Source organism: Halodurantibacterium daqingense (genome assembly GCF_042666235.1).
Classification (GTDB): Bacteria; Pseudomonadota; Alphaproteobacteria; order Rhodobacterales; family Rhodobacteraceae; genus Halodurantibacterium; species Halodurantibacterium daqingensis.
In genome coordinates this window covers 588,935-602,948 of the sequence record NZ_JBHTFQ010000001.1, presented here as the reverse complement: position 1 = coordinate 602,948, position 14,014 = coordinate 588,935, and the positions used below count along the sequence as shown (strand labels likewise).

Annotated in this window: 13 protein-coding genes and 2 tRNA genes; 11 read left to right on the top strand and 4 right to left on the bottom strand. The window is 65.7% G+C overall.

Annotation, left to right across the window (positions count from 1 at the left end; all coding sequences use genetic code 11):
- Window positions 1-25: 25 nt before the first annotated feature.
- The gene (irrA, locus tag ACFQXB_RS03070) at window positions 26-472 is read right to left on the bottom strand and encodes an iron response transcriptional regulator IrrA (RefSeq protein WP_377398900.1); all 447 of its coding nucleotides are present in this window, start codon (window positions 470-472) and stop codon (window positions 26-28) included.
- Between the two features lie 174 nt (window positions 473-646).
- Here irrA and fabA point away from each other — a divergent pair, with 174 nt between their 5' ends.
- Genes fabA through ACFQXB_RS03055 form a run of 3 tightly spaced genes read left to right on the top strand, consistent with a single transcriptional unit; the run spans window position 647 to window position 3,235 of the window.
- Window positions 647-1,153, top strand: coding sequence for a bifunctional 3-hydroxydecanoyl-ACP dehydratase/trans-2-decenoyl-ACP isomerase (gene fabA, locus ACFQXB_RS03065; RefSeq protein WP_377398897.1), 507 nt, complete (start codon window positions 647-649; stop codon window positions 1,151-1,153).
- A 47-nt stretch (window positions 1,154-1,200) separates the two neighbouring features.
- On the top strand, window positions 1,201-2,430 hold the full coding sequence (gene fabB, locus ACFQXB_RS03060) for a beta-ketoacyl-ACP synthase I (RefSeq protein ID WP_377398894.1): 1,230 nt from the start codon (window positions 1,201-1,203) through the stop codon (window positions 2,428-2,430).
- A gap of 16 nt (window positions 2,431-2,446) precedes the next feature.
- On the top strand, window positions 2,447-3,235 hold the full coding sequence (locus ACFQXB_RS03055) for an enoyl-ACP reductase FabI (RefSeq protein ID WP_377398891.1): 789 nt from the start codon (window positions 2,447-2,449) through the stop codon (window positions 3,233-3,235).
- Window positions 3,236-3,705: 470 nt separating this feature from the next.
- On the opposite strand, the gene ACFQXB_RS03050 is transcribed toward ACFQXB_RS03055, so the two are convergent.
- On the bottom strand, window positions 3,706-5,136 hold the full coding sequence (locus tag ACFQXB_RS03050; RefSeq protein ID WP_377398888.1) for a Glu/Leu/Phe/Val family dehydrogenase: 1,431 nt from the start codon (window positions 5,134-5,136) through the stop codon (window positions 3,706-3,708).
- Between the two features lie 84 nt (window positions 5,137-5,220).
- Window positions 5,221-5,808: a TetR/AcrR family transcriptional regulator gene (locus ACFQXB_RS03045; RefSeq protein ID WP_377398885.1), complete on the bottom strand. Its 588-nt coding sequence runs from the start codon at window positions 5,806-5,808 to the stop codon at window positions 5,221-5,223.
- A 166-nt stretch (window positions 5,809-5,974) separates the two neighbouring features.
- Here ACFQXB_RS03045 and ACFQXB_RS03040 point away from each other — a divergent pair, with 166 nt between their 5' ends.
- From ACFQXB_RS03040 to ACFQXB_RS03020, 5 genes are all read left to right on the top strand, one after another.
- On the top strand, window positions 5,975-6,223 hold the full coding sequence (locus ACFQXB_RS03040) for a hypothetical protein (protein ID WP_377398882.1): 249 nt from the start codon (window positions 5,975-5,977) through the stop codon (window positions 6,221-6,223).
- 77 nt (window positions 6,224-6,300) lie between these two features.
- Window positions 6,301-7,587, top strand: a complete 1,287-nt coding sequence (locus ACFQXB_RS03035) for a homoserine dehydrogenase (protein WP_377398879.1) — start codon at window positions 6,301-6,303, stop codon at window positions 7,585-7,587.
- Between the two features lie 36 nt (window positions 7,588-7,623).
- Complete coding sequence (glpX, locus tag ACFQXB_RS03030) at window positions 7,624-8,589, top strand: class II fructose-bisphosphatase (RefSeq protein WP_377398876.1); 966 nt, start codon at window positions 7,624-7,626, stop codon at window positions 8,587-8,589.
- Window positions 8,586-10,334 carry a single-stranded-DNA-specific exonuclease RecJ gene (gene recJ / locus ACFQXB_RS03025; protein WP_377398873.1) on the top strand — a complete coding sequence of 583 codons (1,749 nt, stop codon included), beginning with the start codon at window positions 8,586-8,588 and terminating at the stop codon, window positions 10,332-10,334. Before glpX ends, recJ begins: the two co-directional genes overlap by 4 nt.
- Window positions 10,335-10,412: 78 nt before the next feature.
- Window positions 10,413-10,487: transfer RNA gene (locus tag ACFQXB_RS03020), tRNA-Glu, on the top strand.
- A gap of 688 nt (window positions 10,488-11,175) precedes the next feature.
- Here ACFQXB_RS03020 and ACFQXB_RS03015 read toward each other — a convergent pair.
- A tRNA-Glu gene (locus ACFQXB_RS03015) sits at window positions 11,176-11,250 on the bottom strand.
- A 230-nt stretch (window positions 11,251-11,480) separates the two neighbouring features.
- Here ACFQXB_RS03015 and ACFQXB_RS03010 point away from each other — a divergent pair.
- From ACFQXB_RS03010 to ACFQXB_RS03000, 3 genes are read left to right on the top strand one after another with little or no spacing between them, the layout of a single operon-like run.
- Window positions 11,481-12,251, top strand: a complete 771-nt coding sequence (locus ACFQXB_RS03010) for a glycosyltransferase family 2 protein (protein WP_377398870.1) — start codon at window positions 11,481-11,483, stop codon at window positions 12,249-12,251.
- Window positions 12,248-12,559, top strand: coding sequence for a lipid-A-disaccharide synthase N-terminal domain-containing protein (locus ACFQXB_RS03005; protein WP_377398867.1), 312 nt, complete (start codon window positions 12,248-12,250; stop codon window positions 12,557-12,559). The genes ACFQXB_RS03010 and ACFQXB_RS03005 overlap by 4 nt, the downstream gene beginning before the upstream one ends.
- The gene (locus tag ACFQXB_RS03000; RefSeq protein ID WP_377398864.1) at window positions 12,534-13,994 is read left to right on the top strand and encodes an ArnT family glycosyltransferase; all 1,461 of its coding nucleotides are present in this window, start codon (window positions 12,534-12,536) and stop codon (window positions 13,992-13,994) included. The genes ACFQXB_RS03005 and ACFQXB_RS03000 overlap by 26 nt, the downstream gene beginning before the upstream one ends.
- Window positions 13,995-14,014 lie beyond the last annotated feature (20 nt).

Sequence of the window (14,014 nt, the reverse complement as noted above, 5' to 3'; positions counted from 1 at the left end):
TGACCCGCCGGCCTGGGCGGCCCCGTCAGCGGCGGCGCAGTCGTATCACCACATCGACGCGCGCGATCTCGGCGCCTTCCGGGGCCTTTGGCAGACGCGTGATCTCGAGTTCTTCCGCCGGGGCATCGGTCAGTTCGGAGGTATCTTCCCAGAAGAAGTGCGGATGATCGTCCATGCGCGTGTCGAAATAGCTTTTCGATCCGTCCACCGTTACCTCCTGCATCAGTCCCGCCTCGCAGAAGGCGCGCAGCGTATTGTAGACGGTTGCCAGCGAAACCTGTTCGCCCCCGTCCCGCGCCGCAGCATAAAGGCTCTCGGCGGTCACGTGGCGGTCATGGCCGTCGCCCACCAGCAGCGCGGCCAGCGAGACACGCTGCCGCGTCGGGCGCAGCCCGGCCTGGGCAAGCCAGCGGCTGCCGCGTTCGGCGGCATCGTCATGCGTGGCGTCCGAATGGGTAGCTTGCAATGCCATCTGTGCAACTTTCCTGTTCATACCACGTTATATAAAGGCCGCGCCGATGCCTTTTCAAACGAAAACAGGTGTCCGGCGCACCCGGGCCCTCGCGGACGCACCCTTGCCACTGCTCGGATGCGGGTGATAGAGGGAGAGAACTTCTGAATGTTGCGACCAAAGGAACCCGGCTGAATGCCCGATTATCCGACAAGCTTTGACAAGGCCGCCCTGCTGAAATGCGCAAGGGGGGAGCTGTTCGGGCCAGGAAATGCCCAGCTTCCCGAGCCGCCGATGCTGATGATGGACCGGGTGACCGAGATCTCTGCCGACGGCGGGATTCATGGCAAGGGCCATGTCGTGGCCGAGTTCGACATCACGCCGGACCTCTGGTTCTTTGCCTGCCATTTTCCCGGCGATCCGGTGATGCCGGGTTGCCTTGGGCTGGATGCTTTGTGGCAGCTGACGGGATTCAACCTGGGCTGGCGCGGCATGCCGGGCCGTGGCCGCGCCCTGGGCGTGGGCGAGGTCAAGTTCACCGACATGGTGACGCCCGCAACCCGCCTGATCACCTATCACGTCGATTTCACCCGCGTCATCGACCGCAAGCTCAAGCTGGGCCTTGCGAATGGCCGGATGTTCGCCGATGGCAAGGAAATCTATACCACGACCGACATGAAAGTCGGCCTTTTCACCGATTGACGCGCCCCTGGGGGCCGGATCCTGGGGCAAGAATGAGGAGGACAGACATGCGCCGTGTCGTCGTCACCGGAATGGGCATCATATCGCCCATCGGAAACAACGTATCCGAAGTCGAGGCGAGCCTGCGCACAGGCCGGTCGGGTATCGTCTTTGCCCCGGAATATGCCGAGCACGGCTTCCGCAGCCAGATCCACGGCATGCCGCAGATCGTGCTCGAGGATCACATCGACAAGCGCAACCTGCGCTTCATGGGGCCTGGTGCCGCCTACAACTTCCTCGCGATGGAACAGGCGATTGCCGACAGCGGGCTCGAGGAAAAGGACGTTTCGAACGAACGCACCGGGCTGATCATGGGGTCAGGAGGGCCGTCCACCTCGAACTTCTTCCAGGCCCATCAGACCGTGATCGAGAAGGGCAGCCCGAAGCGGATGGGTCCGTTCATGGTCACGCGCTGCATGTCCTCGACGAACTCGGCCACGCTGGCCACGCCGTTCAGGATCAAGGGCGTGAACTATTCGATCACCTCGGCCTGCTCGACCAGCGCGCATTGCATCGGCAATGCGGTGGAACAGATCCAGCTGGGCAAGCAGGATGTCGTCTTTGCCGGCGGCGGGGAAGAGCTCGACTGGACGCTTTCGTGCCTCTTCGACGCGATGGGCGCAATGTCGTCGAAATACAACGACAGCCCCGCAACCGCGAGCCGCCCGTTTGATGCCACGCGCGACGGATTTGTCATCGCCGGCGGCGGCGGTGTGCTGGTTCTGGAAGAACTCGAACATGCCAAGGCCCGCGGCGCACGGATCTATGCCGAGGTGACGGGCTATGGCGCGACGTCGGATGGCCATGACATGGTGGCCCCCTCGGGCGAAGGCGGCGAGCGGTCGATGCGGCTGGCCGTCGCCACGCTGCCCGAGGGACGGCGCATCGATTATATCAACGCGCATGGCACCTCGACCCCTGCTGGCGACGTGACCGAGGTGCAGGCGGTGCGGCGTGTCTTCGGCGAAGGCACCACGCCGCCGATCGCCTCGACCAAGTCGCTGACCGGCCACAGCCTTGGCGCCACCGGGGTGCACGAGGCGATCTATTCGCTTCTGATGCTTCAGGGTGGCTTCATCGCCGCTTCCGCCAATGTGACCGAGCTTGATCCGGCCCTGCGGGAGGACGAGATCGTGACAACGCTGCGCGAGAATGTCGAACTCGATTCGGTTCTCTCGAACAGCTTCGGGTTTGGCGGCACCAACGCCACGCTGGTTTTCAGCAAATATCTCGCTTGATCGGGGACAGGATCGCATGGCCGAATTGATGAAGGGCAAGCGCGGGCTCATCATGGGTGTCGCAAACGAGCGGTCGATCGCCTGGGGCATCGCCCGGGCGATGGCCGCCGAAGGGGCGGAACTTGCCTTCAGCTACCAGGGTGAAGCCTTCGGCAAACGGGTCGAGCCGCTGGCCGCATCGGTCGGATCATCGATCCTTGTGGATGTCGATGTCACCGACGACGCCTCGCTTGACCGCGCCTTTGAACGGCTGCGGGAGGAATGGAACACGCTGGATTTCGTTGTCCATGCCATTGCCTATTCCGACAAGAACGAGCTGCACGGCCGCTTCATCAACACGAGCCGTGACAACTTCAGCAATTCGCTTGTGATTTCGTGCTATTCCTTCATCGACATTGCCCGCCGCGCGTCAGAACTGATGCCCGAGGGCGGCACGCTCCTGACGCTGACCTATCAGGGTTCGAACCGGGTGACGCCGTTCTACAACGTCATGGGCGTGGCCAAGGCGGCGCTGGAATCGGCGGTGCGTTATCTGGCCAATGACCTCGGCCCGCAGGGGATCCGCGTAAACGCCATCTCGCCGGGACCGATGAAAACGCTTGCGGGTGCCGCCATCGGCGGCGCGCGCCGCACCTATCGCACGACCGAAATCAACGCCCCGCTGCGCAGCAACGCAACCCTGGAATCGGTAGGCGGAACGGCCGTTTATCTGGCATCCGATTACGGCGCCCATACCACCGGCGAAATCATCCGGGTGGATGGCGGCTATCACGTGCTGGGCATGGCTCAGGCTGAACATATCTGATTGCGCGGGCAACTGCGAGGTCCGGGAAAGGTTCTGCGCCTTCCTTGCGCGACGCGTGATTGCCACGCCATCATCATCAGGTCGGGCCGCTTCGGCCCGGCCCGACGCCTGGAAAGATGCGGTTTCCACCCTTGTTTCAAAGCGGCGCCGCAGCCCCTGCCGCTGCAACAGATCAGCCCCGGAGCCGTTGCCGGCCGGATATGGCCCCCTGCATGTCACCGGCCCTTCCGGCCCTCTCTGTCCCCCGGAAGGGCTCTGGCAGGCCCCGAAACGCCGGACGCATCACAACAGCCAAGACTGCCACGGTTCGCGAGTCGTTGCGGGGCAGCCCGGGTGCCGCTGCCACCCGGTAGCCTGCGCCGCCACCCCGACCCCTTGCGGCGGAACGGTGGTTGGCGGCCTCTCGCCCCAGCCGACCGATCTGGGCTGCGCCGCTGCCCGGGGTCAGTGGCGCAGCCCAACGTGCTTCGTCAGAGTCCCTTGGACCGGTAGCTGCGCGCCACCCGCTCGATGGCAACCATATAGGCTGCGACGCGCAGGTCGCTGACCTCTTCGCGGCTGTGCCAGACCTCGCGCATCGACTGGTAGGCGGTGCGCATCGTGTCATCCAGCCCCGACCGCACGAGATCCAGTTCGCTCGCGCCCTGCATGTACTTTCGCTTGAAGTCGGGCGACAGCTCCCACCCCAGGCCCTTGTCGGCCGAAAGCCGCTCCAGCTCATCCACCAGAAGCTGATAATGTGCCTCTTCCGAGCGGCGTTGCATCCGGCCGAAGCGGATATGCGACAGGTTCTTGACCCATTCGAAATAGGACACGGTCACCCCGCCGGCATTGGCGTAAAGATCGGGAATGACGACCGCGCCCTTGCGGCGCAGGATTTCGTCCGCCCCGGCGGTGATCGGGCCGTTCGCTGCCTCGATGATCAGCGGGGCCTGGATTCGCGCGGCATTGGTGAGGTTGATTACCCCTTCCAGCGCCGCGGGGATCAGGATATCGCACTCGGCCTCCAGCAAGGCGGCGCCGTCTTCCACATAGGTGCCGAAGGGGCAGTCACGTACGCCACCGTGTTTCGCGATCCAGTCGCGCAGCGCGGGAATATCAACCCCCTCGGGATCAACGATCGCGCCGTCACGCTCGATCACCGTGGTGATCCGCGCCCCATCCTCCTGCGACAGGAACAGCGCGGCGTGGTAGCCCACATTTCCAAGGCCCTGCACGATGATCCGTTTCCCGTCCAGGGTACCCGACAGCCCCGCCTTGGCCACATCCTCGGGGTGGCGGAAGAATTCGCGCAGGGCGTATTGCACGCCGCGCCCGGTCGCCTCGACGCGGCCTGAAATGCCGCCGCCGTGCAGAGGCTTGCCGGTGACACAGGCGCGCGCGTTGATGTCGGTGGTGTTCATCCGCGCATACTGATCGGCGATCCAGGCCATCTCGCGTTCGCCGGTGCCCATGTCCGGGGCGGGCACGTTCTGGCTGGGGTGGATCAGGTCGCGCTTGATCAGCTCATAGGCAAAGCGGCGGGTGATCTGTTCCAGTTCGTGTTCGTCATACTGGCGCGGGTCGATGCAGAGCCCGCCCTTGGAGCCGCCGAAGGGTGTTTCGACCAGCGCGCATTTGTAGGTCATCAGCGCCGCCAGGGCCTCGACTTCGTCCTGATGCACGTTCGGGGCATAGCGGATGCCGCCCTTGACCGGCTCCATATGTTCGGAATGCACGGCACGATAGCCCACGAAGGTCTCGATCTTGCCGCGCAGCCGAACACCGAAGCGGACGGTATATGTGGCATTGCAGACCCGGATCTTCTGCTCGAGCCCGGGCGACAGATCCATCAGCGCAGCTGCGCGATTGAACATAAGATCCACGGATTCCCGAAAGCTCGGCTCGGCGACGACGTTCATACGACACTCCTGTTCATTGGCGGTTTCGGCCGCACGGTGAGCCTAGGCGACAAAGCTGAAGAAAACACCCCAAAAGCACAAAGATCAGGCACCGACAGATTTGCGCACCATGTCCCAGTAGATCTGCCCTACCCGCGCCCGCGACAGCCGCCCACCTTCGCGATACCAGGTGGTGACGCCGGTCAGCATCGCGATCAGCGCCAGCGTGGCCAGCTTGGTGTCCGGCACCGCAAAGATGCCTTCGTCCACGCCCTCTTTCAGGATGGTTTCCAGTTCGGTTTCATAGGCCTTGCGCAACGCCTCGATCACGTCGAAATTCGCGGGTTCAAGGTTGCGAAGCTCCATGTAGGAGACAAAGACGGCATCGGGCCGTTCCAGGTTGAACCCGATGTGAAAGCGACAGAACGCCTCGAGCCGCGCCATCGGGCCGTCGCCCTTCGGCTCTTCCGCCCAGGCGGACAGAAGATCATCCATATGGCCCTTCATCAGATCGAACAGCAGGCTTTGCTTGTCGCGGGTGTAAAGATAAAGCGCCCCGGCCTGCACCCCCACCTCGGCTGCAAGGCCGCGCATCGACACCGCCGCATAGCCCTGCCGCGCGAACAGCCGCAGGGCCGCTTCGCGCACCCGGGGGCCGGTGATGTCGGAATGCGATCCGGTCTTGCGTGCCATGGCCGCAACCTAAACAAATCGGACCGTGGCACAATGCAAATCGCGCGGCAGATCGGCGATGTGCGTGTCGCGGCCGCCAGTGCCACGGGCCGGCGTGGATCGGCCGGCAGCCTTGCCCCCTGCCCCCCGCGCCCTGTAAGCTCGCGATCTCTGCCAAGGATGACCGATGCCCCGCTTTTCCGCATTTTTGCCGCTTTGCCTGTGCCTTGCAGGCTGCGCCGCGCCGCCAGACGGGGACTACCCCGCGCTGGTGCCGCTTGAAACGCTGACCGCACGGGCCGATGATGTCTCCATCGCGCCGGCGACGGCCGAAACGCTTGAGGTCCGCGCGGCGGCCCTGCGGGCACGCGCTGCCGCCCTGCGCCGCCCCGTTCTGCATCCCGACGAACGCTCGCGTCTGGAGGGCGCGCGCTGAGCGGTTCAAGCCGCGTTGCGCCGGATTGCGCAACAGGCTAACAACCCAGCGACAACCCTGATCGACGGAGACCCATCATGTCCGAACCCTTGCGCCTTGGCATTGCTGGCCTGGGAACCGTCGGCATGGGGGTGGTGAAGATCGTCCAGAACCACGCCGCGCTGATCGAGGCGCGGTCGGGCCGGCCGGTGACCATCTCGGCGCTTTGTGCCCGGGATCGCACGCGGGACCGCGGAGTTGATCTGTCGGCCTATGCCTGGGAAGACAGCGCCACCGCCGTCGCAACGCGCCCGGATGTGGATGTATTCGTCGAGTTGATCGGCGGCGACAATGGCCCCGCCAAGGCGGCGACCGAGGCCGCGATCGCCGCCGGCAAGGATGTGGTGACGGCGAACAAGGCCCTTCTTGCCCATCATGGCCAGACCCTTGCCGAAATGGCCGAGGCCGCGGGCCGGGTCATCCGCTTCGAGGCGGCAGTCGCGGGCGGCATCCCGGTTGTGAAAGCCCTGACCGAGGGCATGGCGGCGAACCAGATGCGCCGCGTCATGGGAGTGATGAACGGCACCTGCAACTATATCCTCACACGGATGGAGAATGCGGGCCTGCCCTATGACGAGGTTTTCGAGGAAGCCCGCGCGCTGGGTTACCTCGAGGCGGATCCGAACCTTGACGTGGGCGGCATCGACGCCGGTCACAAGCTGGCCCTGCTGGCCGCGATTGCCTTCGGAACCCGGGTCAGCTTTGATGCGGTTGAACTGGAGGGCATCGGGCGCATCGCGATCGAGGATATCCGGCACGCTGCCGACATGGGCTATCGCATCAAGCTTCTGGGGGTGGCGCAGATGACTGGCCGCGGCCTAGAACAGCGGATGAGCCCTTGCCTTGTTCCCGCCGACAGCCCGCTGGGCCAGTTGCAGGGCGGCACGAACATGGTGGTGCTGGAAGGCGACAGCGTGGGCCAGATCGTCCTGCGCGGCGCGGGCGCGGGCCAGGGGCCGACGGCCAGTGCAGTGATGGCCGATGTGATCGACATCGCGCGCGGCACGCGGCTTTCCACCTTCGGACAGCCCGCCGCCCGCCTGACGGAACCCACGCCCGCCAAGGCCGCCGTGGCCGCCCCCTTCTATCTGCGCATGACCCTGCTGGACAAACCCGGCGCGCTGGCCAAGGTGGCCGCAGCCCTGGGCGATGCGGGTATCTCCATCAACCGGATGCGGCAGTATGGGCATGATGAAACCACCGCGCCCGTACTGATCGTCACCCACAAGACCACCCGCGACGCCATTGATCACGCACTTCGCAGCTTTGCCGCGACGGGGGTGGTGCATGGCGATCCGGTCGCGATCCGTATCGAGGCCGTCTGACTTTTCGTACCCAGTGACCAACCAGAGGATATTCCCATGACCGCTCCTGTAGAATTCCATGACCGCATGTTGTCGCTGGGCCTCGCCCGAGTGTCCGAGGCCGCCGCCCTTGCCTCGGCTCGTTTCGTGGGTCGGGGCGACGAGAAGGCGGCAGATCAGGCGGCAGTGGACGCGATGCGCACCCAGCTGAACATGCTGGACATCAACGGCGTGGTGGTGATCGGCGAGGGCGAGCGGGACGAGGCCCCGATGCTTTACATCGGCGAAGAGGTCGGCACCGGCAACGGCCCCGCCGTGGACATCGCCCTTGACCCGCTGGAAGGCACGACCCTGACGGCCAAGGATATGCCGAACGCGCTGACGGTCATCGCCATGGGGCCGCGCGGCTCGATGCTGCATGCGCCCGACGTCTACATGGACAAGCTGGCGATCGGCCCCGGCTATCCCGTGGATGTGGTCAGCCTTGACATGTCGCCCGCCGAACGGGTGCGCGCGCTGGCGGCCGCGAAAAGCTGCGATCCGGCGGATATCACCGTCTGCATCCTTGAGCGCCCCCGGCACGAGGATCTGATCGCCGAGGTCCGGTCGACCGGGGCGGCGATCCGGCTGATCACCGACGGCGACGTGGCAGGGGTGATTCACTGCGCCGAAGCCGAAGTGACCGGGATCGACATGTACATGGGGTCTGGCGGCGCGCCGGAGGGCGTTCTGGCAGCGGCCGCACTGAAATGCATGGGCGGGCAGATGTGGGGGCGCCTTACCTTCCGTGACGATGAGGAACGCAGCCGCGCCAGCCGCGCCGGCATTACCGACTTCGACCGCATCTACACCCGCGACGAGATGGTGACCCAGGACGTGATCTTTGCCGCAACCGGTGTGACCGACGGCTCGATCCTGCCGGGGATCAAGCGCGAAGTGGGCTGGTTCACACTGGAAACCGTATTGATGCGCTCCAAGACAGGATCCGTGCGCCGGATGACCTACCGCACCCCGGCGAAGTGAGGACGCCCGCCTTTCTGGGCGTCGAGGCTTCGGCCCTTGGCCGGCGCTGGGTCGGCCCCGGCGCCGAGGACGACAGGCTGGCCGAGGCGATGGCCCAGCAGACGGGTCTTCCGGGCGCGCTCTGCCGCATTCTGGTGCGCCGCGGCGTGTCCGCGCCCGAGGCGGCGGGCTTCCTCGCCCCTGCCCTGCGCGACCTGCTGCCCGACCCGCTGGTCCTGCGCGACATGGGCGCCGCCGCGGCACGTTTCGTGGCAGCGGTGCAGCGCGGTGAACGGATCGCGATCTTTGCCGATTATGATGTGGATGGGGGCGCCTCGGCCGCGCTTCTTCTGTGCTGGCTGCGGCAGATGGGCCGGCAGGCCACGCTCTACATTCCCGACCGGATCGACGAAGGCTATGGCCCGAACGTCCCGGCGATGCAGATGCTGGCCGAGGCCCATGATCTCATCATCTGCGTCGATTGCGGCACCCTGAGCCATGAACCCATCGCTGCGGCCAAAGGCGCCGATGTGGTGGTGCTCGATCACCATCTGGGCGGCGAAACCCTCCCCGAGGCGCTGGCCGTCGTGAACCCGAACCGGCAGGACGAGGACGGCAGCCTTGCGCATCTTTGCGCGGCGGGCGTCGTTTTCCTGATGCTGGTCGAAGCGAACCGCCAGCTTCGCGGGGTCGGCACCCGGGGCCCGGACCTTCTGGCCATGCTCGATCTGGTGGCGCTGGCGACGGTGGCGGATGTGGCGCCGCTGGTGGGCGTGAACCGCGCGCTGGTGCGCCAGGGGTTGAAGGTCATGGCGGGGCGCCAGCGGCCCGGTCTTGTCGCCCTTGCGGATGTGGCGCGCATGGACGCGGCGCCCAATGCCTATCATCTGGGCTTCCTGCTGGGGCCGCGCGTGAACGCGGGCGGGCGGATCGGCCAGGCCGATCTGGGCGCGCGGCTTCTGGCCACCGAGGATCCGCACGAAGCCGAGGCGATGGCCCGCCGCCTGGACGAGCTGAACACCGAACGCCGCGAGATCGAAAACCGCGTTCGAGAAGAGGCGATGGCCCAGGCCGAGGCACGCGGTGTCGATGGCCCCCTTGTCTGGGCGGCGGGCGAGGGCTGGCATCCGGGCGTGGTGGGCATCGTCGCGGCACGGCTGAAAGAGGCGACCAACCGCCCCGCCGTGGTCATCGGCCTCGACAACGGAATCGGCAAGGGATCGGGCCGTTCGGTGACGGGCGTTGATCTGGGCGCGGCGATCCAGCGTGTCGCCGCCGAGGGGCTTTTGCTCAAGGGCGGCGGGCACAAGATGGCCGCCGGCCTGACCGTGACCCGCGAGTCGCTGGAACCGGCGATGGCGCGACTTGCCGATCTGCTGGCCCGCCAGGGCGCGGGCAGCATGGGGCCGCAGGATCTGCGGCTTGACGCCTTGCTGATGCCCGGCGCGGCAACGCCCGAACTGGTTGAGCAGATCGAGGCCGCGGGTCCCTTCGGCGCGGGCGCACCTGCCCCGCGCTTTGCCTTCCCGGACGTTGCGCTGACCGGGCTGCGGCGCATGGGACAAAACCATCTCCGGTTCTGCTTTACCGACGGTATGGGCGCCTCGATCGACGCGGTCTGCTTCGGTGCCTTCGACTGTGCGCTGGGTCCGATGATCGAGGGCCATGGCGGGCGACGGTTCCATGTCGCAGGCCGGCTCGAGATCAATACCTGGGGCGGACGCAACCGGGTTCAGCTCCGGCTTGAGGATGCGGCACTGGCGTGATCACGCGCGTCAGGATTTCGCAAGAATCGGGCTTGCACGGCGCCGCGCCCTGCCCTAAAAGCCGCGTCACGCCAACATGGCCCGTTCGTCTATCGGTTAGGACGCCAGGTTTTCAACCTGGAAAGAGGGGTTCGATTCCCCTACGGGCTGCCATGGTTTCCTTGCATTGCAATGGGCTGGCTGCTGGGCAGATCTCTCATGCCCATCCGTGCAACGCAATTCTCCAGCGAATGGGCGCAGGCTGCAAAGCGGTGCCCCGGCGATGAGCAGAAGACCACGCCGCGCCGCGCGAGATGATCGCAGAAGATTCTGCACCATGGACAGGCGTTTCGCCTGCAAGACACGACATCCGATGTCGATCGCATCCTCCTCCCTCAGAATGACGGCCTTCGCCGTGATCAATGCCCCTGCCAAGATGAACGCCAAACCTGTGCCAGACATGATATCATGAGAAATGTTCTCCATGGGCCCTCCCAAGGGTCAGCACGATATCCAGGGCGACGAGATGCGCGAGCAATGTCTCTGAACGCCCTGATTCTCGAGGCCGTCGATGCGCGCCGGTCGGGCGCAGAATACCCCAGGGGCGTATCGGCGCGCGGTCGCGCGAAATAACCCGGGTGATGCCAGATCGAAGCACGGTAGCTCGAAGACGACGCTGTCGTGATCCTGATCCCATGGGCATGCCTGCAACACCGACGCGCAGCGGACCTTGTCGCCGGCGGCTTCGCAGCCTTTGGATGACACTTGGAAACCATGTTCCGCGCGGAGGCCGCTGCAACATGCTCGGCCCGGAGAGCGTTCTGACAATCTGTCAGGCACCATCAACCTATCTTGGGGAAAGTGGCAGCCCGTAGGGGAATCGAACCCCTCTTTCCAGGTTGAAAACCTGGCGTCCTAACCGATAGACGAACGGGCCACGCTGGCGTGACGCGGCTTTTAGTCGAGCGTCGGGACCAGCGCAAGACCTTTCGCTCGGCGTCCAGGCAAAAAAACGCGCGATACGGGGCGGTTGCGGCGGGCGCAGAGGCGCGAGGCCGCGCGGCATGTCGCGCGATATCCACGGCAATGGGCTTGGCAGGGCGTTGCCACTTCGGAGCCGATGCGATGCCACGCCTTGATGGCACCCGCCCGAGAGGGTAAGCCCCGATGAAGACCAAACAGCACGGGATGCAGGACGTGACACGCTTTTCCATCGTCGTGCCGATGAAGAACGAGGCCGGCAACATCGCAGCCCTGGTCGATGAAATCGAGGCCGCCTGCACACCGCTGGGTCCGTTCGAGCTGATCATCGTCAACGACGGGTCCACCGACACGACCGAAACGCTGGCGCGCGACCTGGCGCGGGCGCGGCCCTGGCTGCGGGTTATACGGCACGAACGCTCGGGCGGGCAGTCTGCGGCGGTTCATTCGGGCGTGCTGCACGCCCGGGCGCCGATCGTGGCCACGCTGGACGGCGATGGTCAGAACCCCCCCGATCAGCTTCCGGCGCTGCTGGCGCCGTTGCTCTCGCCCGGGGCGCCGGCGGATCTGGCACTTGTGGCCGGCCAGCGACAGGGGCGCAAGGACACCTTTTCCAAGCGGATCGCCTCGCGTCTTGCCAACGGCTTGCGGGCAAGGGTGCTGGGGGACGGGACGCGCGACACCGGCTGCGGGCTCAAGGCCTTTCGCCGCGAGGCCTATCTGGCGCTGCCCTTCTTCAACCATCAGCACCGCTACCTGCCGGCGCTCTTCGCCCGGGACGGCTGGACCATTGCCCATGTCGATGTGACCCACAGGCCGCGACAGGCGGGACAATCGAACTATAACAACCTGCAACGCGCCCTTGTGGGCGTTCACGATCTTGTCGGCGTGGCCTGGCTTTTGCGGCGGCGCAAGCTGGTGCGGCCGATCGAGGTAACGGAAGGACAAGACCCATGAGCATCCAGCACCTGTGGTCCATCTTGAACGTGAACAGCTGGACCGAGTTCTGGTGGGTCCTGATCGGTCTGACCGGCCAGCTTCTGTTTACCGCCCGGTTTCTGGTGCAGTGGCTGGCCTCGGAACGTCAGCGGCGCTCGGTCATTCCGATGGCATTCTGGTATTTCTCGCTCGGCGGTGGCATGGTCCTGTTCAGCTATGCGCTCTACCGCGCCGATCCGGTGTTCATCCTGGGCCAAAGCACCGGCCTCGTCATCTATTCGCGCAATCTCTGGCTGATCCATGCCGAAAAACGTCACGCACACTGACCGCCGCTGGCTGAGCCTCGCGCTGCTGGCCATCCTTGGCCTGACGCTGTGGCGCGTGGCCCTGCTGCCCTTCTCCGGCATCGACCTGTTTGTCGACGAAAGCCAGTACTGGCTCTGGGGCCGGGAACTGGCCTTCGGTCATTATTCCAAGCCGCCGATGATCGGCTGGGTGATCCGCGCCACGACCTTCCTGACCGGCGCCGAGGAAGGGTTCGACATCCGCCTCGCGCTACCGATCCTGCACGGTCTGACGGCGGTGCTGATCCTGATCCTGGCCGAAGAGCTTGTGGATCTGCCCACGGCTGCCGTCGCCGCAATTAGCTATGCCACGCTGCCGGCCGTGTCGCTGGGCAGCATCCTCGTCTCGACCGACACGCCGATGCTGTTCTTCCTTGCGGCCGCGCTGGTGTGCTGGGTCAAGCTGCGGGCCGCGCCGTCGCTTGGCGGGGCGCTGCTGCTGGGGGCGTGCCTCGGTCTGGGCATGATGTCGAAATACGCGATGGCCTACGTGTTTGTCGGGCTGGGGCTGGTCGTGGCGCTGGTCCCGACATGGCGGATCGCGCTGCGCGACGGGGTGGTTGCGCTTCTGGTGGCCGGGCTGGTCGTGCTGCCGAACGTTCTGTGGAACCTCCAGCATGACATGGCGACGCTGCGCCACACGGCCGATAATGCCGCCTGGCAGGGGCTCCAGCTGAACTGGGGCAATGCGCTTCGTTTTCTTGCGGAACAGTTCGCCGTCGCCGGGCCGCTGGTCTTCGCAGCGATCCTTGCGCAGATCCTGTTCCTGCGTCGGACCTGGGAGGACGAGGATACACGCGCGCTTCTGCTGCTGGCCCTTCCCGCCCTGACGGTGGTGCTGGTCCAGGCGCTGATCTCGCGCGCCTATGCCAACTGGGCGGTGGGCAGCTATGTCGCGGGTGTGGTGCTGGCGGCGGTCTGGCTGTCGCATCGCGCACCGCGACTGATGATCGCATCGCTGGTCATCAACGGGCTGATCGCGCTGGCCTTGCCGGTTGCGGTGACGCAGGCCGAAACCCTGCGCCGCCCGGACGGAGTTCTGCTCCTCAAACGGCACCTTGGCCAGGAAGCCATCAGCCGCCGCGCGCTCGACGCCGCCCGAGAGTTGGGCCTTGACGTGATCGTCGCCCATGACCGCGGCCTGCTTGCCGATCTGTTCTACAGAACGCGCGACGGGGGGCCTTCGATCTATTCCCTGCCTCTGCGCAACCCGGTGCCGCATCACTACGCGCTGCTTTATCCGATCCCGCCTGGACTGGACCGGCCGATGCTCTACCTCACCTTCTCCGGGCAGGCACGCGCCTGCGACGATCCCGCAGTCGAACAGCGCGAAGTGCTGGGCTGGACCGCCGGCCCCGGCACGGCCGAGGGGCAGCGGCTGAGCCTGTTGCAGGTGCCGCCCGGCTGCTGGAACTGACCTGATCTGGACGAAGGCGT